We start from the raw sequence: 20,251 nt of genomic DNA, 5'->3' as shown, positions 1-20,251 counted from the left end.
AAACCAAAGACATCTGTGATTTGTTAAAAATTGACTCGAAAAATCTGCTCTTATATAATAGGCATTGTGATGATGTTAACGAAATATGGAATAACATCCTTTATTTTCATGTGAATTCGGCTTTTAAGCCAAATAATAAATTGGAGGGATACATATGGCAGAACGTATGGTAGGTAAACAAGCTCCTCGTTTTGAAATGGAAGCAGTCCTTGCAAGTAAAGAATTTGGCAAAGTAAGTCTTGAGGAAAACATGAAAAGTGATAAATGGACAGTGCTGTTCTTCTATCCAATGGACTTCACTTTTGTTTGTCCGACAGAAATTATAGCAATGTCTGACCGTTATGACGAGTTCGAAGACCTTGATGCTGAAGTCATCGGGGTTTCAACTGATACCATCCATACTCATTTGGCGTGGATTAATACTGACCGTAAAGAAAACGGTCTTGGCCAGCTGAAATATTCGCTTGCTGCTGACACAAACCACGAAGTATCCCGTGAATATGGCGTTTTAATTGAAGAAGAAGGTGTAGCTCTGCGCGGATTGTTTATTATCAATCCTGAAGGCGAGCTTCAATATCAAACTGTTTTTCATAACAACATTGGCCGTGACGTTGACGAAACGCTTCGTGTTCTTCAAGCGCTTCAAACGGGGGGACTTTGCCCTGCCAACTGGAAACCAGGCCAAAAAACACTTTAAATCTTTCTAAGAACGAAAAGGGTTTGACATTATCGTTAGACCTTTCTGTTTAATAGGAGGGTAAAGCTTTGAAATTACGACAGCCAATGCCTGAATTGACTGGGGAAACAGCTTGGTTAAACGGTGAAGTAACGAGAGAGCAATTGGTCGGGGAAAAGCCGACGCTTATTCACTTCTGGTCGATCAGCTGCCATTTGTGCAAAGAGGCGATGCCGCAAGTGAATGAATTTCGGGATAAATATCAAGATAAATTGAACGTTGTAGCTGTGCATATGCCTCGTTCCGAAGATGATCTTGATCTTGGAAAAATTAAAGAAACAGCTGCTGAGCATGACATCACTCAGCCGATTTTTGTCGACAGTGATCATGCATTAACCGATGCGTTTGAAAATGAATATGTGCCTGCATACTATGTGTTTGATCAAACAGGGCAGCTCCGTCACTTCCAAGCGGGCGGGAGCGGTATGAAAATGCTTGAAAAACGTGTGAACCGCGTTCTGGCTGAAACAGAACAGGCATCTGAATAAGTTCTTCATCATAACCTGATATTCATCAGGTTTTTTATTTGTTCAAAAAAGTAAATGAAGAAGAGTAAGAAGATTATTTTTCCAAATTTGGGCATGAGAAATGGTGGATTGTTTGATTGATACGCTAAAAAGTAAGCTGATTTTTGATGTTTTCCCGCAATTTTAGATAAATTTCATGCCCCAAAACTCGAAAATTGTAGATAATACACTAAATTTCAATAAAGAAGTAAGTAAAATATATATTTTCAACATTATACCAATTAGACTCGAAAGCTCTTAATCCCTTGAGAATAAAGGACTCTTTTAAAAAATAAAACCTTTTCAGAAAATAAGGAATTTTTCATAGAGTAAATATAATAGTAAAATGCTAAAATAATAGTTGATAAAATTACTTTTGTAATCTAATATCTTAATTATGATGTTAATTTTGATAGGGGGTACATTGAGGAATGTTTAATGAAAGAGAAGCTTTGCGTTTGCGGTTGGAACAATTAAATGAAGCTGAAGTGAAAGTCATACGTGAATATCAAATTGAACGCGACAAAATATACGCAAAATTAAGAGAGCTGGACAGAAATGGAAGCCCTTCCGACATCAAAAAGGATTTCCGTTCTGAAAAAAAATCTGACTCTCTGCCGGTTCTCGCTGAGCTTGCAGCTCAAGAAATCAGAAGCTATCAGCCGCAATCACAGCAGCAGTCTGTTCAGCCTCAGCTTCAATCTATTTCCTCTCTTCCTGCCGGTATACCAGACGGAACAACACGAAGAAGAAGAGGAACGGCAAGACCGGGATCAAAAGCAGCTAAGCTGCGTGAAGCTGCAATTAAAACATTGAAACGACACAATGCCGCGATTAAGAGCTCCGAGCTTCAAAAGGAGATTGAAAAAGAAAGCGGTCTTGAAATCCCTAATATGACAACGTTTATGCAAAGCTTAATTAAAATGTATCCAGAAGTGAAAAAGCCGTATCGCGGCCAGTACATTTTAGAAGGCGAAATTGAATCTGCGGAATCAGCTGAATCTGCAAATGAATAAATATACAGAAAAACTGCTTGGCATCGCTCAAGCAGTTTTTTTATTGAGGTTTTTTCTGTGAAGGTTTGTTTTCTTTTTCAAGATTGAGTTTATACACCCACTTTTGATAAGGTTTTTCTTCGGCGGCTCTGCTTTTCAGCTTCTCGATTGTATGGCTCATGGCCTGGTCTGATGATTGGGCGCGGGCAAGCTGTTTTTGAAGCACATGTATCTGTTTGGTGACATCTTCAAGTATGGTTTCTACATGATTTGGCTGCGCATAGACCGCTGGAGTTTCTTCTTCTGTTTTTTCTTTTTGTTTCGTGCCGCCATCAATATCGGCAAAATGAGAAGCAATCCAGGCATCGCTTTCATCAAGCTGCCGTTTATACGATATAATAGTTTCGTGAAATAATTTTTCTTTCGATTTTTCTATTTCGAGCAGCCTTTCTTTCGTTTCTATGATTCGGTCTTTCATATGATCAACTTCTATTTTAATATGTTTTAGCTGATATTCTTTTTCTACCATTTGCTCCTTTAGACGGCCGTTTTCGGATTTTATCAATTCTGTTTTTTGTTTTGCCTGAAGCAGGGCGTTCTGTTCCTGTTCAATAGAGGCTTCAAGATGGCTGATTCGCTGATGCAGATGTTTATTTTCTTCTTCAATTTTAATTTTAGCAATATGAAGCTTCTGTTTTTCTTGGATTTCAGTTTTGCGTTTGTAGGTTTCAGCAGAAAGAAGCTCCTGCAAAGCTACGATTTTATCAAGCAGTTCAGCTCTGATTTGGTGCAGGGTTTGGCTGGTATGGGAGGCGTGTTTTTCTTTCGTTGACATGTTTGTCAATTCGGCAGACAGCTGCTGGAGTTTTTCTTTCATATCGTTATTTTCCTTGAGCAGCTTGTTATTTTTCTGATGGAAGTAGCTTGCTTCAAGTTCGGCAATCAGCTTATGGCACCTTGAAAGCTCTGATTTTAAATAAAGGTTCTCCTGAGATATGTCGTGGAAAAAAGGACCTGATCTTTTCATTCGAACCATCTCCCTCATGATGTTAACACTACAATATGCAAATACTGAACAGCTATTCCTCTTTAATAAACAGACAAGCAGTGGCGTGGGAGCTTTGCTTTTGCTATGCTTTTAACGAACTAGAGGTGAGAGAATATGGAGCATATAAACGTACTGCTGGCTGGAGGAGCCTCACGGCGCTTCGGAGAACCGAAGGCGTTTGTGAAATGGAAGGGCCAGATGTTTTACGAATGGGCCAAAAAGGCGCTTGGAGAACATACCGTTATCATCAGCCGCCCTGAGTTTATCGATAGATTTCAAGAAAACGGTGAAAATGAAGTGTATCAAGATGCTGAGCCTTTTCAAGGTATGGGGCCATTGGCTGGTATATATACCGCATTTGAAAAGACAGACGGTGATCTTTATACTGTTCTTTCCTGTGACACGCCGCTGATACAAAGAAGGACAATGCTGGAGCTTGAGCGTCTGATGACTGCCGGTGCAGATGCGGTCGTCCCGATTTCAGACGGACGGGAGCAGCCATTGATTGCCATGTACCATAAACGAATTATGCCCATCCTATTTGATCAGCTTTCTAAGAAGAGACTAAGAATATCAGATTTGTTAGACCGTATTGCGGTTAGTTACGTACAGGCTGAAGAGATTGGGGCAGACCCGGCGGAGTTTATCAATATCAATACACGTCATGATTTTAGGCGCTTGGAAGAAAAAACGCACTCCTTCAGGCGGGACTGATGGGGCAAAAACGTGTTAAGATGGCATAAAAGATAAGGAGAACAGATTGATGGAGGAGCGTTATTCACGGCAAATCAGATTTAAGCAAATTGGGGAAGAGGGCCAGAAAAAACTGGCAGACAGCCATGTCCTTGTTGTCGGAGCGGGAGCGCTTGGCACTGCTGGAGCTGAAGGGCTTGCCAGAGCGGGAGTCGGCACCATTACCATTATTGACCGTGACTATGTGGAGTGGAGCAATCTGCAAAGACAGCAGCTTTATACAGAAAGCGATGCCAAGCTCCGTATGCCGAAAGCCATGGCTGCCAAAGAGCATCTATCAGTGATTAACAGCGGAATACATATTGAGGCCCATGTGGCCGAAGGAACAGCCGAAACGCTTGCACCGCTGATTGAAAAGGCAGGTGTTGTGATCGACGCGACAGATAATTTTGAAACCCGCATGCTGATAAACGATCTTGCCCAGAAAACAAAGACACCGTGGGTCTATGGCGCCTGTGTAAGCAGCCAAGGGATGTTTATGACGGTTATTCCGGGAGAAACGCCTTGTCTGTCTTGTTTGTTTGAGCAAATTCCTGTAGGCGGGGCGACGTGTGATACTGCCGGCATCATTCCGCCCGCTGTGCATATCGTTTCGGCCTATCAGCAGGCTGAGGCCTTAAAGCTGTTAACCGGCCAAACAAAAGCGATACAGCGCGGTTTTGTGACGTTTGATGTTTGGAACAACTCGCATATGAACATTAACGTTAATCATGTACGCCGTGAGGATTGCCCGTCTTGCGGAGCACATGCGGTTTATCCGTATCTCCAAGATTGGAACACACCAAAAGCTGCTGTGCTGTGCGGCCGTGATACAGTTCAGGTAAGGTCGGAATCATTAAAAAGAATCCCAAAACAGGAGCTCATCAAGCGGTTGAAAACAATCGGCAAGGTCGAGACCAATGCGTTTTTGATGCATATTTTTTACGAGAATTTCAGAATCGTCATCTTTAATGACGGACGGGCACTGGTGCATGGAACAAATGATGTGAAAGAAGCCAATTCCGTGTTGGCAAGAGTGATTGGATTGTAACAACAGGAGGGGTCAGAATGCTGGAGAAAAGAACACCGATACCGGTAGATGAGGCAGTTCGGCGTGTCAGCCATTTTCAAAAACAAGGGGAAATAGAATGGGTAGCGCTTGAAGACAGCCTTCATCGATCTTTAGCTGAAGATGTAACAGCAGATCACAACGTACCTGCGTTTGACCGTTCGCCATACGACGGTTTTGCTGTCAGAGCGTGCGATACGGCTGAAGCTTCACGTGAAAACCCAGTTCGGTTTGAGGTCGTTGACCACATTGGAGCGGGGGCTGTATCTGAAAAAGAACTCGGCCCCTTTCAGGCCGTGAGGATTATGACTGGCGCGCAAATCCCTGAAGGGGCAGATGCAGTCGTTATGATTGAGCTGACGCAAACCTTTGAGGAGAATGGGAAGACGTTTATGTCTTTAAAACGCCGCTTTCAGCCGGGTGATAATATTTCAAAAACAGGTGAAGACGCTCTAAAAGGGAGTGTTTTATTGAGAAAGGGCGCCCGAGTGACACCAGGAGTGACTGCGCTTTTGGCTACCTTCGGATACGCTTCCGTACCTGTCGTGAGAAAGCCTGTTGTCGGGATTATTGCAACAGGTACCGAATTGCTGAATGTCAGTGATCCGCTGGAACCGGGGAAAATCCGCAACAGCAATGCCAGTATGGTGTATGCGCAAGTGATAGAAGCAGGCGGTTCACCGCTTTATTTAGGGAAAATCTCTGATGATCTGGATAAAAGCTTTGCTGCAGTTAAAGAAGCCATGAAAAAGGTGGATTTCCTGATCACAACTGGCGGTGTATCAGTGGGTGATTTTGACTTTTTGCCTGCGATCTATGAAAAACTCGGAGCGGATGTGCTCTTTAATAAAGTTGCCATGCGTCCGGGCAGTGTGACGACGGTGGCGCATGCAAACGATATGCTGCTGTTTGGCCTCTCAGGCAACCCGTCCGCATGCTATGTCGGCTTTGAACTGTTTGTTAAACCGATGATTCAGACATGGCTGCTCAACGAAAAACCGCATTCGATTTGCGCGGAAGCGGTTTTGACGAAGGATTTTCCGAAGCCGAACCCATTTACTCGATTTGTTCGCGCGCTTGTACACCATCAAGAAGGAAAGCTGTTGGCGACACCCGTCGGATTAGATAAGTCGAGCTCTGTCACATCACTTGCAGAAGCAAATGCGTTTATTATCCTTCCGGGCGGCACGCGGGGCTACGAATCAGGCAGAACAGTTCAAGTGCTGCTCATCAGAGAAGAGAATGGAAGTGAATGGCCTTGGTCCGTCCTTTCCCGATCGTCCAGGTTGTAGGATTTCAAAACAGCGGGAAAACAACGTTTATTGAGCGTATTCTTGAAAAAGCCTCTGAACAAGGGGTTCATTTGGGCTGTTTGAAGCATCATGGTCACGGCGGTGAACCGCAAACGTTCACCGAAGGAAAAGACACGGACCGTTATAAGGCTGCGGGTGCTGATGTGACAGCGGTAGAAGGTGCCGGTATGTTACAGCTGACAGCCCGCCGAAATTGGGATTTGCTGCGGCTGATCGAGTTATATCGGTTTCTTGAAACAGACTGCCTTCTGATTGAAGGCTTTAAAAAAGCCCCTTATCCTAAAGTGGTTATCCTGAGTGAAAAGGAAGATCTAAAAGCGCTGCAGGCAGTGAATATAATCGCCATCATCTATAGAAAAAAAGAGCATATGACAGAGCATCACGGATTACCCGTTTTTCATGCGGATGATCCGGCTGCCGTGGATTTTATGATTTCACAGCTGAAGGGAGAATCTGCATAGTGGAACGGTTTGAGATTACGAAAACACCCATTATTACTGAAGACATTATCAAAAAAGTGGAGAAACGGGAAGCAGGGGCCATTACCACATTTATTGGCACGGTTCGGGAATGGACAAAAGGAAAAAGAACGGTTCGGCTTGAATATGAAGCATATGAACCAATGGCCGTACAGATGCTGGCTCAAATCGGCGCTGAAATCGAAGAAAAATGGGAAGGCGCTTCAGCTGCGATCACGCACCGTATAGGTGTGCTGGATATCGGTGAAGCAGCGGTCGTGATCGCTGTGTCTTCTCCCCATCGAAAAGCCGCATATGAAGCCAATGAGTATGCGATCGAACGAATTAAACAGATTGTGCCCATTTGGAAAAAAGAAATTTGGGAAGACGGTGAGCAATGGATCGGCGACCAGCTTGAAACAACAGCTTATCCGAACGGAAAACCAGATCTTAGCGAGGGAGAGCAGCATGATTAAGATTCTTTTATTTGCAGGGCTTGCCGAACAGGCTGGCACACAATCATTGGAACTAGATATGGAACAAGCAACGACAGACGAAATAAAAGCGAGTCTAAAAGAACAATACGGCCTCGAATCCATTGATACAGCTATGATTGCCGTTAACGAAAGCTATGTAAAAGAAAATACTTCTGTATTCTCAGATGACACGGTAGCCATCATTCCGCCGGTCAGCGGAGGATGAAAAACCGGACGGCATTCAGCCATCCGGTTTTTTTGTGCGATTCGCATATCCCAAAGTATCCCCAGCATACAATGATTTTCTGTAAGCGTTTATTCTGCATAAAGGACTCCCTATAAAGTAAGAGACTTACTCCACAATTGGACTGAATTTCCAAAAAATAGAAGTTTATTTCTGGTATCGATATAGTAAAGAAGATAAAAATCAGAAAGGTGCTGGATATGGAGACATTTAAAAGATTAAAACTGTTTTATTGGCCGTACAGAAAAGTGTTTATGTGGTCGCTGCTGGCTATGCTTTTGATGACTGTTATTACTGTCGTTTACCCGATTATCCTGCAAATTACGATTGATGAGATCGTACTGGGAGGGCAGTATCAGCTTGCAGTATGGGTCAGCTTAGGGTTTGTTGCGGTAATGGGCCTGAAAGGAACCGCGACTTTTTTTCATCAATATTTGGGTGATATGTTTGGGATTAAATCCGTTTATCGGTTGAGAAATGGCTTATATGAAAAACTGCAGCGGCTTTCTTTTTCTTATTATGATAACGCGAAAACAGGAGATTTGATGTCCAGGCTGACAGCTGATGTTGAGGGCCTTCGTTTTTTCTTATCATACGGTCTCGCTGAGCTCATTCGCTTCGGCCTGCTGGTAGCCATCAGCCTATCGGTCATGTTTTACTATTCTGTTCCTCTTACACTTGTGACAATAGCCGTTCTGCCATTTCTCGCTGTTTCGGTATATCAGTTTGACAAAAGAGTCCATCCCGCCTTTAGAGGCATCCGGAAATCATTTGCGAAACTGAATACAAAAGTCCAGGAAAATATCAGCGGCATCAATACGGTTAAATCTCTTTCCAGAGAAGATTTTCAGATCAGCACTTTCAATAGAGCCAACTCAGAGTACAGAGAAAAGTATTTGCAAACATCCTCCATCTGGTCTGCGTATTTCCCTCTAATGGAGTTCATCGGAAATATTTGTATTGTAGCCCTCCTCTCTTATGGCGGTTACTTGGTTATGCAAAATCAGCTCAATCCCGGTGAACTTGTCGCTTTTTTCAGCCTCGTCAATTATATGATGTGGCCGATTATGAACTTAGGCTTTGTCATCAATATGTTCTCGCAAGCAAAAGCTTCGGGTGAGCGCCTTTTGGAGATTCTCGAAAAAGAAGAAGAGATCACAGACCATGCTGGTGCTTTGCATAAACAAAAATTAATAGGCAGCGTCCACTTTAAAAATGTTTCTCTTGCATATGGAAAAGAACAAACAAACGCGTTGTGCAATATAAGCTTTGAGGCAAACAGCGGGAAGGTAATCGGACTATTGGGCCCGACAGGTTCAGGCAAAAGCTCAGTGACACAGCTCCTCACAAGATTTTACAGCCCTGTTGGCGGAATGATTACCATTGATCACAAGCCTATCACAGATTATTCGTTAAACACCCTTCGCTCCAATATCGGGGTCGTCCTTCAAGAATCGTTTCTGTTTTCATCTACGATTCGATCAAACATTTCGTACGGGCGGCCGGATGCCTCAATGGAAGACATCATCGAAGCGGCAAAAAGGGCGCAGGCTCATGATTTTATTATGGAGCTGCCTAATGGGTATGACACCATGCTGGGAGAGAGGGGAATGGGGCTTTCCGGCGGACAGAAACAGCGTATCGCCATTGCGAGAGCCATTTGTTTGAACCCGGGCATTTTAATATTGGACGACGCCACAAGCGCAGTAGATATGCAAACAGAGCACAGCATACAGCTTGCTTTAAAAGAAGTCATGAAAAATCGCACAACCTTTATCATCGCTCACCGCATTTCTTCACTGAAACACGCCGATGAAATTCTCGTTTTTGAAAAAGGTCGTATTTGTGAAAGGGGAACCCATCACGAGCTTCTTGAACAGGGCGGCTACTATAAAAAAATTTACGATCTGCAATACCGCGATGTCAAAATGATCAATGAGCCGCATCAGGTCGGATAGGGAGGACCATATGAAACAAGCAAAAAAACAGGGGCTTTTGGAGCGTTTCTATTATTCTTCAGATGAAATCATTGAAAAGCCGTTTAACTGGGCTCAAATGTGGCGGCTGCTGAGCTATGTTAAACCGTATCGGAAAACAATTTTGCCGCTTTCTTTTCTCACCGTATTGATTGGGACTGCCGTAAAGCTTGTGATTCCCATTCTGATCGGCGTTTATGTTCTTGATCAAGCCATTACAGCGAGAAACTCGGAGCTATTGATCCAGCTCGTTTTTATCATTAGCGGGTTATATATTCTCAATTACGCCGCCAACGTGTTCAGAATCAGATGGATGAACCAGCTTGGCCAGCATGTTATTTACGATCTGCGGCAGCATTTATTTACCCATGTGCAGCGCTTATCCCACCGATTTTTTGATCAGCGGTCAGCCGGATCGATTCTGGTCAGGATTATGAATGATATCAATGCTCTTCAGGAGCTCTTTACTAGCGGAGTCATTAATCTATTGACTGACTTGCTGCTTCTGGCAGGCGTGATCATCATTTTATTTACGCTGAGCCCTGAGCTGACGATCGCCATTATGGTGACACTGCCAATAATGTTTTTTATTTCAACAAGTCTCAGAAAAAAAATCCGCCGATCCTGGCAAACGGTACGTCTAAAACAATCGAAGCTCAACTCTCATCTGAACGAAAGCATTCAAGGCATTCGTGTCACACAGGCATTTACGCAGGAAGAAGAAAATATGGCGTATTTTGACGGCGTCAATCAGGAGAACTACCAATCATGGCGGGAAGCAACAAGAAAAAATGCCATGTTCCGTCCGCTGGTAGAAATGACAAATGCGATCGGAACGGCTGTCTTGATTTGGTATGGCGCCGCACTCATCATGAATGAAACCATTACGATTGGCGTCTTTGTTTCTTTTGCCTTCTATCTGGGTATGTTTTGGGAACCCATTTCGAGACTTGGCCAGGTCTATAACCAGCTGTTAATGGGGATGGCATCATCAGAACGGATTTTCGAGTTTCTGGACGAACAGCCAAATGTTAAGGAAAAGCCGGATGCCATTCATAAGAAAAAGATAAATGGGGAGATCAGCTTTGAAGAGGTTGAGTTTTCGTATGATGAAAAACGAAAAGCTCTTCACGCTGTTTCCTTCTCTATTCCGGCGGGTTCGACACTTGCGCTTGTCGGGCATACAGGGAGCGGGAAAACGACGATCGCCAATTTAATCAGCCGTTTTTATGATGCCACGGGAGGCATTATTAAAATAGACGGTGTTCCGATTCAGGATCTATCCCTTGCCAGTTTGCGCTCTCAAATCAGCATTGTGCTGCAAGATACGTTTATTTTCTCCGGGACCATCATGGAAAATATACGTTTTGGACGGCCGAATGCTTCAGACGAAGAGGTGATGAAAGCAGCCCAAGCGGTTGGGGCGGATGAGTTTATTACTAGTTTGGCAAAAGGATATAAAACAGAGGTGGAGGAAAGGGGAAGCGTCCTGTCTGCCGGACAGCGCCAGCTCATTTCTTTTGCAAGAGCATTGCTCGCCGATCCAGCTATTATCATCCTTGACGAAGCAACGGCAAGTATCGATACAGAGACCGAGGTCAAAATTCAGCTGGCGTTAAAAACGCTGCTGAAAGGGCGTACAGCAGTGATGATCGCCCACAGACTGTCCACGATCCGTGACGCCGACCGCATCATTGTTCTTGATCACGGCAAGAAAATGGAAGAAGGAAACCATGAGCAGCTGCTCGCTAAAGGAGGCATCTATGCCGGGCTTGTGAAAGCGCAATACACAACAGCGATAGAATGAGACAAAATGCCTTCAGTTATCGATTGAAGGCTTTTGGAAATGTATGAGAAAAACATGAAACTTTTCGATTCCTCTCCCGTATTATCTGTTAGACATTTTTCAAGGAGGTTTTGAAATGGAAACAAATGTAGAAAAAAACAGCGGAACGGCGACGGAAAAACCGTCACTTTTTGGAGTAATCACAAGCCCGTCTGTTCAATTTGAAAGAATAAGAGAACGACCGGCGGTATGGGGGCCGCTTTTCATTGTTGCGGTGATTATCATTGTTGGAGCGGTGCTGCAATCACTCGGTACAGATTATAGTGAGATTTTGAAAAGCACGGATCCCCAAGGGTTAACAGCTGAACAAATGGAAACGGTCGGGACAATAACCAAATTTGGAGCGATGGCAGGTGCCATTTTCGGCGGCATCGCAGCATTATTTATCGCCCCTCTCATTTATTGGCTCTGTGTAAAAATTTCAGGCGGGGTTACGACATACAAAAAAATGCTTTCTCTCGGGCTGTTTGTCTCGTTGATTAGCAGTTTTGGATTATTGATTAACGGAATTGTTGTTTTTACAACGAATGCAAATCCTCTTTACAGCGTAACGTCACTGGCAGGAATTATCCAGTCTGACGGGGTTCTTGCCAGCGTGTTAAATAACTTTGAGATATTCAGTGTATGGAGCTTTGTATTATTGGCGATCGGACTTCACAAAACAGGCGGCATCTCAAAAAAAGCCGGATGGATTTCAGCAATTGTTCTTTTCGGCATTTTGGTCGCATTTTCATTCTTTTCGGGTTTAATCAATTCTATGGCAGGTGCATAAGCTCATGAAAAAAGTCTGGATCGGAATTGGAATCGCCGCTTTAGTCGCTCTTTTTATCGGAATCAATATTTACCGGTCTGCCGCGCCGACAAGCGGCAGCGCCGGACAGAAGATAGAAACGGGAAGCCTCGAAGAAAAAGACATCTCGTCAACAGTTATGGTTCCCGGCACACTTAAATTTTCAAATGAACAGTATGTCTTTTATGAAGCGGATAAAGGGACATTAGAAGACATTAAAGTGAAGGAAGGCGACAAAGTTAAAAAGGGCACGCCTTTAGTCACCTATACAAATGAGCAGCTGAGCCTTGAAAAAGAACAAAACCAGTTAACGGCTGAATCCAATCAGCTTCAAATTGACCAAACTCAAGAAAAAATTAAAGCGTTAGACAAAAAAGAAAAAGAACTGGCAAAACAGGTGGGGAAGAAAGAAGCAGAAAAACAAATTGAATCTGAACGGACGGAGCTTCAGATGCAGGAAAAAACAGCGGAGATCGAATTAAAACAAACCGAGCTTCAGCGGCAGTCACTTGCCAATCGGGTATCAGATCTTGAAGTGAAAAGCGAAATCGAGGGCACCGTTATTTCTGTCAACCAAGAAGCGGCATCCAAAAAATCAGATATTCAAGAGCCTGTCATACATATCGGAAACCCAAAAGACCTTGTCGTCTCAGGGAAATTGTCTGAGTACGATACACTGAAAGTCAAAAAAGGCCAGAAGGTCACACTCACTTCTGATGTTATCCAGGATAAAACATGGAAAGGCACGGTTTCTGCAGTCGGACTTGTTCCGGACCAGCAGGAAAGCACTGCCGCGCAAGGGACAGAACAAGCAGTGCAATATCCTCTTCAAGTGAAAATAAAAGGGAGTCTTCCAGAGGGAAAACCCGGCTTTAAATTCATCATGAATATTGAAACAGACAAGCGGAAAGCAAATACGCTTCCTTCAAAGGCAGTTAAAAAAGAAGATAATCAATATTATGTATATACAGTAAAAGACGGAAAAGCAAAACGTACTGATGTCAAAATCGGAGAAGTGACTGATGATTTGACAGAAATTAAAGAGGGGATTTCTCAGGATGATCAAGTCATTTTGAATCCTTCTGATCAGGTGACCGATGGAACGGAAGTGAAAGCATAAATGATTCAGCTTTCTAATGTGCGAAAAAGCTATCAGATCGGCAGAGAAACGTTTGATGTTCTCCATTCCATTCAACTGGACATTCAACAAGGAGAATATGTGTCAATTATGGGGCCGTCAGGATCAGGGAAATCGACAATCATGAATATCATCGGCTGTCTTGACCGGCCGACTTCCGGTACGTATAAACTGGACGGCGAAGATATTTCTTCATATAAAGATAAAGAATTGGCCGCAGTCCGTAACCGGTCCATCGGTTTTGTGTTTCAGCAATTTCAGCTTCTTCCGCGGCTGAACGCCAAAAAAAACGTCGAGCTTCCGATGATTTATTCCGGTATAGGCAAAAAAGAACGGCAAGAACGGGCGGAAAGAGCGCTGGAAAAAGTCGGGTTAGCCGACCGAATGTTCCACATGCCCAATGAGCTGTCGGGCGGACAGAAGCAGCGGGTGGCGATTGCAAGAGCAATCGTGAATGAACCAAAATTGATTTTAGCTGATGAACCGACTGGCGCCCTGGATACAAAAACCAGCGCGGCGATTATGGAGCAATTTACAGCATTAAATGCCGAGGGAACGACAATCGTTCTTGTTACTCACGAGCCGGAAGTTGCAGACTGCACGAATCGGATCGTCATGGTGCGTGACGGACACATTGTTTCCGCCAGCTCCGAACAAAGGAGTGTGGGAGAATGAGTCTGTTAGAGAACATCAGAATGGCTCTAAGTTCGGTCCTTGCCCACAAAATGCGTTCGATCTTAACGATGCTCGGCATTATCATTGGTGTTGGCTCTGTCATTGTCGTCGTTGCGGTAGGGCAGGGCGGCGAGCAAATGCTGAAGCAGTCGATTAGCGGCCCGGGAAACACTGTTGAGCTGTACTATATGCCGAGCGACGAGGAGCTTGCAAACAATCCGAACGCCTTAGCAGGATCTACTTTTACGGAAAACGATATTAAAAGTTTAAAAGAGATAGAGGGTATCAAACAAGTTGTTGCCTCTACTTCTAAAAGTATGACAGCGCGTTATCATGAGGAAGAAACCGATGTTACAATTAACGGAATAAACGATGGCTACATGAATGTCAATTCTTTAGAAATCGAAAGCGGCAGAACCTTTACCGACAATGATTTTCTCGCGGGGAAAAGAGCCGGAGTCATCTCTCAAAAGATGGCAGAGAAGCTGTTTGATAAAACCTCCCCTCTCGGTGAAGTAGTCTGGGTCAACGGCCAGCCTGTTGAAATTATCGGCGTGCTGAAAAAAGAAACAGGCTTGCTTTCTTTCGGCTTAAGTGAAATGTACGTGCCATTTAATATGATGAAATCCTCTTTTGGAACAAATGATTTCAGTAACGTATCATTGCAAGTCGAATCAACAGACGACATCAAACCAGCTGGAAAAGAAGCGGTGCAGCTGGTCAATGATAATCATGGTACAGAGGATTCGTATCAAGTGATGAACATGGAAGAGATTGCTGCCGGAATTGGCAAAGTAACGGCGATTATGACGACGATTATCGGCTCAATTGCTGGCATCTCACTTTTGGTCGGCGGGATCGGTGTCATGAATATTATGCTTGTATCAGTCACAGAACGGACGCGGGAAATCGGAATCCGTAAATCACTCGGTGCAACGAGAGGGCAGATTCTGACTCAGTTTTTAATTGAATCAGTCGTATTGACGCTGATTGGCGGACTGATTGGAATTGGGATCGGATACGGAGGAGCCGCACTAGTTTCTGCCATTGCAGGCTGGCCGTCACTTATATCCTGGCATGTTGTATGCGGGGGTGTGCTGTTCAGTATGCTCATTGGCGTTATTTTCGGCATGCTTCCTGCAAATAAAGCCGCAAAGCTGAATCCGATTGAAGCGCTGCGTTATGAGTAGCCTCGTGCAACCTGCACGAGGTTTTTTTATGGTTGATGATTTCTACTATGAATATAAAAGATTCTTTTCATTAAAATAAGAAGAAATTGTCGTACAATTGTCCTTGTTTTTGTCGAATTTACAGTTTACAAACCCTATAGACATACGTTAATATGGATAAACGTGAAAGATTTTGATAGTTATTGAATGAATTTGAATGATTTTAGTTGCCTAATTTGAAAATAGCGTTTACAATGAAATTGTACTCAAAATGAATACGTTTTCATTGGGAGGTGAAGCATGCTAACTCCTGAACGGCATCAATTGATTATTGATCAAATAGAAAAGTTTGATGTGGTAAAAATTCAAGAGCTCATAAATCTGACAAATGCTTCTGAATCTACAATTAGAAGAGATTTATCGACACTTGAAGAACGCGGTTTTTTAAAGCGTGTTCATGGGGGAGCGGCCAAGCTTTCCGATATCAGACTTGAACCCGATATGCTTGAAAAATCATCCAAAAACCTTCACGATAAATTGAAAATTGCTGAAAAAGCGGTTTCACTTTTAGAAGAAGGGGATTGCATTTACCTTGATGCAGGCACGACAACTTTGCACATGATTGATTTTATGGATAAAAGCAAAGATATCGTCGTTGTCACAAACGGGGTGATGCATGTCGAAGCATTAATAAGGAAAGAAATTTCTTTTTATCTTCTTGGAGGATACGTAAAGCACAGAACGGGTGCGGTTATTGGAGGCGCTTCACTGATTGCCATGGATCAGTACAGATTCGATAAGAGTTTTCTGGGGACAAACGGTGTCCATACAGAGGCTGGCTTCACAACGCCGGACCCTGATGAGGCCCTTTTAAAACAGAAAGCTGTCAAACAGGCAAAACATGCTTATGTCTTAGCAGACTCTTCGAAATTCGGGGAAATTTCATTTTCGGCATTCGCCGGAATAGGCGACGCAACAATCATTACGACTGACGCTGAAGAGCTTACATTCGATAATTACCAAGAAAAAACTGTCGTAAAGGTAGTGAAACCATGATCTATACTGTAACACTTAATCCATCTGTCGATTATATTGTTCACGTTGAAGATTTTACTGTAGGAGGCCTGAACCGTTCTTCTTACGATACAAAGTATCCAGGAGGCAAAGGCATCAACGTATCGAGACTGCTCAAAAGACACCATGTATCGTCTAAAGCACTCGGATTCGTCGGCGGATTTACCGGAGAATATATCAAAACATTTTTGCAGGAAGAAAATCTGGAAACAGCATTTTCTGAAGTGAAAGAAGATACTCGTATCAATGTAAAACTGAAAACTGGTGATGAAACTGAAATTAACGGGCAGGGACCGACAATTTCGGATGAAGATTTCAAAGCCTTTTTAGAACAGTTCCAATCTTTGCAAGAGGGAGATATCGTAGTCCTTGCAGGAAGCATTCCATCTTCACTGCCTCACGATACTTATGAAAAAATCGCAGAAGCCTGCAAACAGCAGAACGCACGGGTAGTTCTGGATATCTCAGGAGAGGCGCTTTTGAAAGCGACAGAAATGAAACCGTTTTTGATGAAGCCAAACCATCATGAGCTTGGAGAAATGTTCGGCACGACAATTTCATCTGTTGAAGAAGCAGTCCCTTATGGGAAAAAGCTTGTAGAACAAGGTGCTGAACATGTAATCGTATCCATGGCCGGAGACGGGGCGCTTTTGTTTACGAAGGAAGCTGTTTATTTTGCGAATGTGCCAAAGGGTAAATTGGTAAACTCAGTCGGAGCAGGAGATTCTGTTGTGGCAGGTTTCCTTGCCGGCATTTCTAAACAGCTGCCGCTTGAAGATGCATTCCGCTTAGGAGTTACATCAGGAAGCGCTACGGCTTTCTCTGAAGAACTTGGAACAGAAGAATTTGTCCAGCAGCTTCTTCCCGAAGTTAAGGTCACACGTCTATAGAGGGGGAAACAAAAGTGAAAATAACTGAGCTTTTAACGAAGCATACGATAAAGCTTAATATTGAGAGCAAAGAAAAAGAAAATGTTATTGACGAAATGGTCACAGTTCTTGATAAGGCTGGTAAGTTAAATGACCGACAAGCCTACAAAGAAGCCATTTTAAATCGTGAGAGCCAAAGCTCAACGGGTATTGGTGAAGGAATCGCTATTCCGCATGCCAAAACAGCAAGCGTTATCAACCCGGCGATCGCGTTCGGACGCTCAAAAGACGGTGTCGATTATGAATCACTAGACGGCCAGCCGGCTCACTTGGTATTCATGATTGCAGCGACTGAAGGCGCAAACAACACTCACCTTGAAGCATTGTCAAGACTTTCAACACTGTTAATGCGTGAAGAAATCCGCAAGCAGCTGCTTGAAGCTGAGTCAGAAGATGCCATCATTGACATTATTAATCAGCATGATAAAGATGATGAAGACGAGGAAGAGGAAGAAGAAGCGGCACCAGCTCCTGCTGGAAAAGGAAAAATCCTAGCGGTTACTGCGTGTCCGACAGGTATTGCACACACATTCATGGCCGCAGATGCGCTTAAAGAAAAAGCGAAAGAGCTTGGTGTGGACATTAAGGTTGAAACAAATGGCTCAAGCGGCATCAAGCATAAGCTGACTGCCCAAGAAATCGAAGATGCACCTGCCATCATTGTTGCAGCGGACAAGCAGGTTGAAATGGAACGCTTTAAAGGCAAGCGCGTGCTTCAAGTACCTGTTACTGCAGGGATCAGACGCCCGCAAGAGCTAATCGAAAAAGCGATGAACCAAGATGCCCCGATTTATCAAGGCAGCGGCGGTTCTTCAGCTTCAAGCGATGAAGATGAAGAGAGAGGCAAGTCTGGAAGCGGCATCGGAAATGCATTTTATAAGCATTTGATGAGCGGTGTCAGCAACATGCTGCCGTTTGTAGTCGGCGGCGGTATCCTCGTTGCGATTTCATTTTTCTGGGGAATACATTCTGCTGATCCGAAAGATCCTACTTACAACGCGTTCGCTGCAGCCCTTAAGTTTATCGGCGGTGACAACGCATTAGGATTAATTGTGGCTGTGCTTGCCGGATTCATCGCGATGAGTATTGCAGACCGTCCTGGTTTTGCACCTGGTATGGTCGGCGGATTTATGGCAACTCAAGCAAATGCTGGTTTCTTAGGCGGATTAATTGCCGGATTCCTTGCCGGTTATGTCGTGGTTTTACTGAAAAAGGTATTTACGTTTATCCCTCAGTCACTTGATGGATTAAAACCTGTTCTGATTTACCCGCTGTTCGGTATTTTTATCACTGGCGTATTAATGCAATTTGTCATCAATACACCTGTAGCAGCATTTATGAATTTCTTAACAGATTGGCTTGAAAGCCTAGGTACTGGAAACCTTGTATTAATGGGTATTATCTTAGGCGGTATGATGGCGATCGATATGGGAGGTCCGCTGAATAAAGCAGCCTTTACGTTCGGTATCGCAATGATCGATGCAGGAAACTATGCACCTCATGCGGCTATCATGGCCGGCGGTATGGTTCCTCCGCTTGGTATCGCACTTGCAACAACATTTTTCCGAAACAAATTCACTCAGCGTGACCGTGAAGCTGGTATTACATGCTACTTCATGGGTGCTGCTTTCGTAACAGAGGGAGCGATCCCGTTTGCTGCGGCAGATCCGCTTCGCGTCATTCCAGCTGCTGTCGTTGGTGCAGCGGTTGCCGGCGGATTGACTGAATTCTTCCGTGTAACGCTTCCGGCACCTCACGGAGGAGTGTTCGTAGCCTTCATCACAAACCATCCGCTGCTTTACCTATTAAGTATCGTGATCGGTGCTGTCGTGATGGCAATTATCCTCGGTATCGTAAAAAAACCTGTTACAGAGAAATAAGAAAAAAGCGTCCTTGATTCGAAAGGACGCTTTTTCTTTATTGTGCTGGGGGAGCGCGGTTAAGTTATGTATTTTATTATCTTTTATGATAAAGTAAAAGAAGAGAAACAACTGACATAGCAATCGTCTAGGAGGAAACACTTTGACCGAGGAAAAAAACGCGAATACTGAAAAAAAGGCGAAGAAAAAAACCAACACGTACTTGGAATGGGGAAAAGCGATTGTCATCGCTGTTCTGCTGGCTCTCTTGATCCGTCACTTTTTGTTTGAACCTTATTTAGTTGAAGGGTCATCTATGTATCCCACATTACATGACGGAGAAAGGCTGTTTGTGAATAAAACCGTCAACTATATCGGCGAGATTAAGCGCGGAGATATTGTGATTATCAACGGTGAGACGTCGAAAATCCATTATGTAAAAAGATTGATCGGAAAGCCTGGAGAAACCGTTCAAATGAAGGATGACACGCTTTATATAAACGGAAAAAAAGTAGCCGAGCCTTACTTGTCTAAAAACAAAAAGGAAGCGGAAAAGCTGGGTGTCAGTCTGACAGGCGATTTTGGACCGGTTAAGGTTCCGAAAGGCAAATATTTTGTCATGGGAGATAACCGTTTAAATTCTATGGACAGCCGAAACGGTCTGGGGCTGATTGCGGAAAACCGGATTGTCGGCACATCGAAGTTTGTCTTTTTCCCATTTAACGAAATGCGTCGAACAAAATAAAAACGCCTTGCTGGCCTTTGGTGCAGCAGGCGTTTTTATTTTGAAAAAGACGCGACCAGTGCTATGCATAACACCGTGATGAACACTGAACCGATAATGGCCAGCACACTGAAGAAAAGGTGAACCTGTTTGTTTTCTTTTCCGCGCTTTTCGAAAATCCGTTTAGAAAAAATGTGCGAAAATATGTAAATAAGGGCTATGCCAATATACAAGCCGATATCCTTGGCGGTAAAGCCTGTTACGGCGAGGTAAAAGCCTGTAAAAAAGATCAATAAGCAATATTCAGTAAGTGTGAAAAGCCTCAACGTGTTCCTCCATGAGAGTGTGTAATTTCCCAGCCGGATGCATCCTCTCTCTTCCATTGTAACATAGCTGCCGGTTCTAGTGTATAAGTGGTTTCTCTCCGTTTTATCAGGGAATCATTTCTCTTGCCCTGTATTCATGGTATACTTTTATTGATGATAGACATGATG

At 43.7% G+C, this 20,251-nt stretch carries 21 protein-coding genes; 19 read left to right on the top strand and 2 right to left on the bottom strand.

Annotation, left to right across the window (positions count from 1 at the left end):
• Positions 1 to 154: 154 nt before the first annotated feature.
• The 3 genes from ahpA (at position 155) to rok (ending at position 2,258) form a co-directional block, all read left to right on the top strand.
• Positions 155 to 697 carry a biofilm-specific peroxidase AhpA gene (ahpA, locus tag V756_RS0120045; RefSeq protein WP_024716237.1) on the top strand — a complete coding sequence of 181 codons (543 nt, stop codon included), beginning with the start codon at positions 155 to 157 and terminating at the stop codon, positions 695 to 697.
• A 68-nt stretch (positions 698 to 765) separates the two neighbouring features.
• Positions 766 to 1,224, top strand: coding sequence for a thiol-disulfide oxidoreductase YkuV (ykuV, locus tag V756_RS0120040; protein ID WP_024716236.1), 459 nt, complete (start codon positions 766 to 768; stop codon positions 1,222 to 1,224).
• Positions 1,225 to 1,673: 449 nt separating this feature from the next.
• Positions 1,674 to 2,258 (top strand): transcriptional regulator Rok, encoded by a 585-nt coding sequence (rok, locus tag V756_RS0120035; protein WP_024716235.1) that lies wholly within the window; start codon positions 1,674 to 1,676, stop codon positions 2,256 to 2,258.
• 40 nt (positions 2,259 to 2,298) lie between these two features.
• Here the strand turns inward: rok and V756_RS0120030 are convergent, their stop codons facing one another.
• On the bottom strand, positions 2,299 to 3,264 hold the full coding sequence (locus V756_RS0120030; protein ID WP_024716234.1) for a coiled-coil domain-containing protein: 966 nt from the start codon (positions 3,262 to 3,264) through the stop codon (positions 2,299 to 2,301).
• A 135-nt stretch (positions 3,265 to 3,399) separates the two neighbouring features.
• Here V756_RS0120030 and V756_RS0120025 point away from each other — a divergent pair, with 135 nt between their 5' ends.
• From V756_RS0120025 to sipT, 16 genes are all read left to right on the top strand, one after another.
• Positions 3,400 to 3,999: a molybdenum cofactor guanylyltransferase gene (locus tag V756_RS0120025; protein WP_024716233.1), complete on the top strand. Its 600-nt coding sequence runs from the start codon at positions 3,400 to 3,402 to the stop codon at positions 3,997 to 3,999.
• Positions 4,000 to 4,048: 49 nt separating this feature from the next.
• Complete coding sequence (locus V756_RS0120020; RefSeq protein ID WP_024716232.1) at positions 4,049 to 5,068, top strand: MoeB/ThiF family adenylyltransferase; 1,020 nt, start codon at positions 4,049 to 4,051, stop codon at positions 5,066 to 5,068.
• Between the two features lie 17 nt (positions 5,069 to 5,085).
• Complete coding sequence (locus V756_RS0120015; RefSeq protein WP_024716231.1) at positions 5,086 to 6,378, top strand: molybdopterin molybdotransferase MoeA; 1,293 nt, start codon at positions 5,086 to 5,088, stop codon at positions 6,376 to 6,378.
• Complete coding sequence (mobB, locus tag V756_RS0120010; RefSeq protein WP_024716230.1) at positions 6,339 to 6,860, top strand: molybdopterin-guanine dinucleotide biosynthesis protein B; 522 nt, start codon at positions 6,339 to 6,341, stop codon at positions 6,858 to 6,860. Before V756_RS0120015 ends, mobB begins: the two co-directional genes overlap by 40 nt.
• Entirely contained in the window at positions 6,860 to 7,333 is a 474-nt protein-coding gene (locus tag V756_RS0120005; RefSeq protein WP_024716229.1) for a molybdenum cofactor biosynthesis protein MoaE, read from the top strand. Before mobB ends, V756_RS0120005 begins: the two co-directional genes overlap by 1 nt.
• Positions 7,326 to 7,559 (top strand): molybdopterin converting factor subunit 1, encoded by a 234-nt coding sequence (gene moaD / locus V756_RS0120000; RefSeq protein ID WP_024716228.1) that lies wholly within the window; start codon positions 7,326 to 7,328, stop codon positions 7,557 to 7,559. The genes V756_RS0120005 and moaD overlap by 8 nt, the downstream gene beginning before the upstream one ends.
• 218 nt (positions 7,560 to 7,777) lie before the next feature.
• Positions 7,778 to 9,535, top strand: coding sequence for an ABC transporter ATP-binding protein (locus V756_RS0119995; protein WP_024716227.1), 1,758 nt, complete (start codon positions 7,778 to 7,780; stop codon positions 9,533 to 9,535).
• A gap of 10 nt (positions 9,536 to 9,545) precedes the next feature.
• Positions 9,546 to 11,360 (top strand): ABC transporter ATP-binding protein, encoded by a 1,815-nt coding sequence (locus tag V756_RS0119990; protein WP_024716226.1) that lies wholly within the window; start codon positions 9,546 to 9,548, stop codon positions 11,358 to 11,360.
• 115 nt (positions 11,361 to 11,475) lie between these two features.
• Positions 11,476 to 12,171, top strand: coding sequence for a YknW family membrane protein (gene yknW / locus V756_RS0119985; protein WP_024716225.1), 696 nt, complete (start codon positions 11,476 to 11,478; stop codon positions 12,169 to 12,171).
• 4 nt (positions 12,172 to 12,175) lie between these two features.
• The gene (locus V756_RS0119980; protein WP_024716224.1) at positions 12,176 to 13,309 is read left to right on the top strand and encodes an efflux RND transporter periplasmic adaptor subunit; all 1,134 of its coding nucleotides are present in this window, start codon (positions 12,176 to 12,178) and stop codon (positions 13,307 to 13,309) included.
• Complete coding sequence (gene yknY / locus V756_RS0119975; RefSeq protein WP_024716223.1) at positions 13,310 to 14,002, top strand: ABC transporter ATP-binding protein YknY; 693 nt, start codon at positions 13,310 to 13,312, stop codon at positions 14,000 to 14,002.
• On the top strand, positions 13,999 to 15,192 hold the full coding sequence (locus tag V756_RS0119970; protein ID WP_024716222.1) for an ABC transporter permease: 1,194 nt from the start codon (positions 13,999 to 14,001) through the stop codon (positions 15,190 to 15,192). The genes yknY and V756_RS0119970 overlap by 4 nt, the downstream gene beginning before the upstream one ends.
• A gap of 279 nt (positions 15,193 to 15,471) precedes the next feature.
• The gene (locus V756_RS0119965; RefSeq protein ID WP_024716221.1) at positions 15,472 to 16,227 is read left to right on the top strand and encodes a DeoR/GlpR family DNA-binding transcription regulator; all 756 of its coding nucleotides are present in this window, start codon (positions 15,472 to 15,474) and stop codon (positions 16,225 to 16,227) included.
• The gene (pfkB, locus tag V756_RS0119960) at positions 16,224 to 17,135 is read left to right on the top strand and encodes a 1-phosphofructokinase (RefSeq protein ID WP_024716220.1); all 912 of its coding nucleotides are present in this window, start codon (positions 16,224 to 16,226) and stop codon (positions 17,133 to 17,135) included. The genes V756_RS0119965 and pfkB overlap by 4 nt, the downstream gene beginning before the upstream one ends.
• A gap of 14 nt (positions 17,136 to 17,149) precedes the next feature.
• Positions 17,150 to 19,054: a PTS fructose transporter subunit IIABC gene (locus V756_RS0119955; RefSeq protein ID WP_024716219.1), complete on the top strand. Its 1,905-nt coding sequence runs from the start codon at positions 17,150 to 17,152 to the stop codon at positions 19,052 to 19,054.
• Positions 19,055 to 19,196: 142 nt separating this feature from the next.
• Complete coding sequence (gene sipT / locus V756_RS0119950) at positions 19,197 to 19,778, top strand: signal peptidase I sipT (RefSeq protein WP_024716218.1); 582 nt, start codon at positions 19,197 to 19,199, stop codon at positions 19,776 to 19,778.
• 35 nt (positions 19,779 to 19,813) lie between these two features.
• Here sipT and V756_RS0119945 read toward each other — a convergent pair whose 3' ends face one another.
• The gene (locus V756_RS0119945; protein WP_024716217.1) at positions 19,814 to 20,083 is read right to left on the bottom strand and encodes a hypothetical protein; all 270 of its coding nucleotides are present in this window, start codon (positions 20,081 to 20,083) and stop codon (positions 19,814 to 19,816) included.
• Between the last annotated feature and the right edge of the window lie 168 nt (positions 20,084 to 20,251).

It is taken from the genome of Bacillus tequilensis KCTC 13622, assembly GCF_000507145.1.
GTDB classification, from domain to species: domain Bacteria; phylum Bacillota; class Bacilli; order Bacillales; family Bacillaceae; genus Bacillus; species Bacillus tequilensis.
This window is presented reverse-complemented; position numbering and strand designations above follow the sequence as displayed.

What these genes read in the sequence shown, in the direction of transcription:
- V756_RS0119965 (WP_024716221.1), top strand. Translation starts at nt 15,472, where the DNA reads ATGCTAACTCCTGAACGGCATCAATTGATTATTGATCAAATAGAAAAG.
- rok (WP_024716235.1), top strand. Translation starts at nt 1,674, where the DNA reads ATGTTTAATGAAAGAGAAGCTTTGCGTTTGCGGTTGGAACAATTAAAT.
- V756_RS0119995 (WP_024716227.1), top strand. Translation starts at nt 7,778, where the DNA reads ATGGAGACATTTAAAAGATTAAAACTGTTTTATTGGCCGTACAGAAAA.
- yknW (WP_024716225.1), top strand. Translation starts at nt 11,476, where the DNA reads ATGGAAACAAATGTAGAAAAAAACAGCGGAACGGCGACGGAAAAACCG.
- V756_RS0120015 (WP_024716231.1), top strand. Translation starts at nt 5,086, where the DNA reads ATGCTGGAGAAAAGAACACCGATACCGGTAGATGAGGCAGTTCGGCGT.
- ahpA (WP_024716237.1), top strand. Translation starts at nt 155, where the DNA reads ATGGCAGAACGTATGGTAGGTAAACAAGCTCCTCGTTTTGAAATGGAA.
- V756_RS0119990 (WP_024716226.1), top strand. Translation starts at nt 9,546, where the DNA reads ATGAAACAAGCAAAAAAACAGGGGCTTTTGGAGCGTTTCTATTATTCT.
- pfkB (WP_024716220.1), top strand. Translation starts at nt 16,224, where the DNA reads ATGATCTATACTGTAACACTTAATCCATCTGTCGATTATATTGTTCAC.
- V756_RS0120030 (WP_024716234.1), bottom strand. Translation starts at nt 3,264, where the DNA reads ATGAAAAGATCAGGTCCTTTTTTCCACGACATATCTCAGGAGAACCTT.
- V756_RS0119980 (WP_024716224.1), top strand. Translation starts at nt 12,176, where the DNA reads ATGAAAAAAGTCTGGATCGGAATTGGAATCGCCGCTTTAGTCGCTCTT.
- V756_RS0119970 (WP_024716222.1), top strand. Translation starts at nt 13,999, where the DNA reads ATGAGTCTGTTAGAGAACATCAGAATGGCTCTAAGTTCGGTCCTTGCC.
- V756_RS0120025 (WP_024716233.1), top strand. Translation starts at nt 3,400, where the DNA reads ATGGAGCATATAAACGTACTGCTGGCTGGAGGAGCCTCACGGCGCTTC.
- moaD (WP_024716228.1), top strand. Translation starts at nt 7,326, where the DNA reads ATGATTAAGATTCTTTTATTTGCAGGGCTTGCCGAACAGGCTGGCACA.
- yknY (WP_024716223.1), top strand. Translation starts at nt 13,310, where the DNA reads ATGATTCAGCTTTCTAATGTGCGAAAAAGCTATCAGATCGGCAGAGAA.
- V756_RS0120020 (WP_024716232.1), top strand. Translation starts at nt 4,049, where the DNA reads ATGGAGGAGCGTTATTCACGGCAAATCAGATTTAAGCAAATTGGGGAA.
- mobB (WP_024716230.1), top strand. Translation starts at nt 6,339, where the DNA reads ATGGCCTTGGTCCGTCCTTTCCCGATCGTCCAGGTTGTAGGATTTCAA.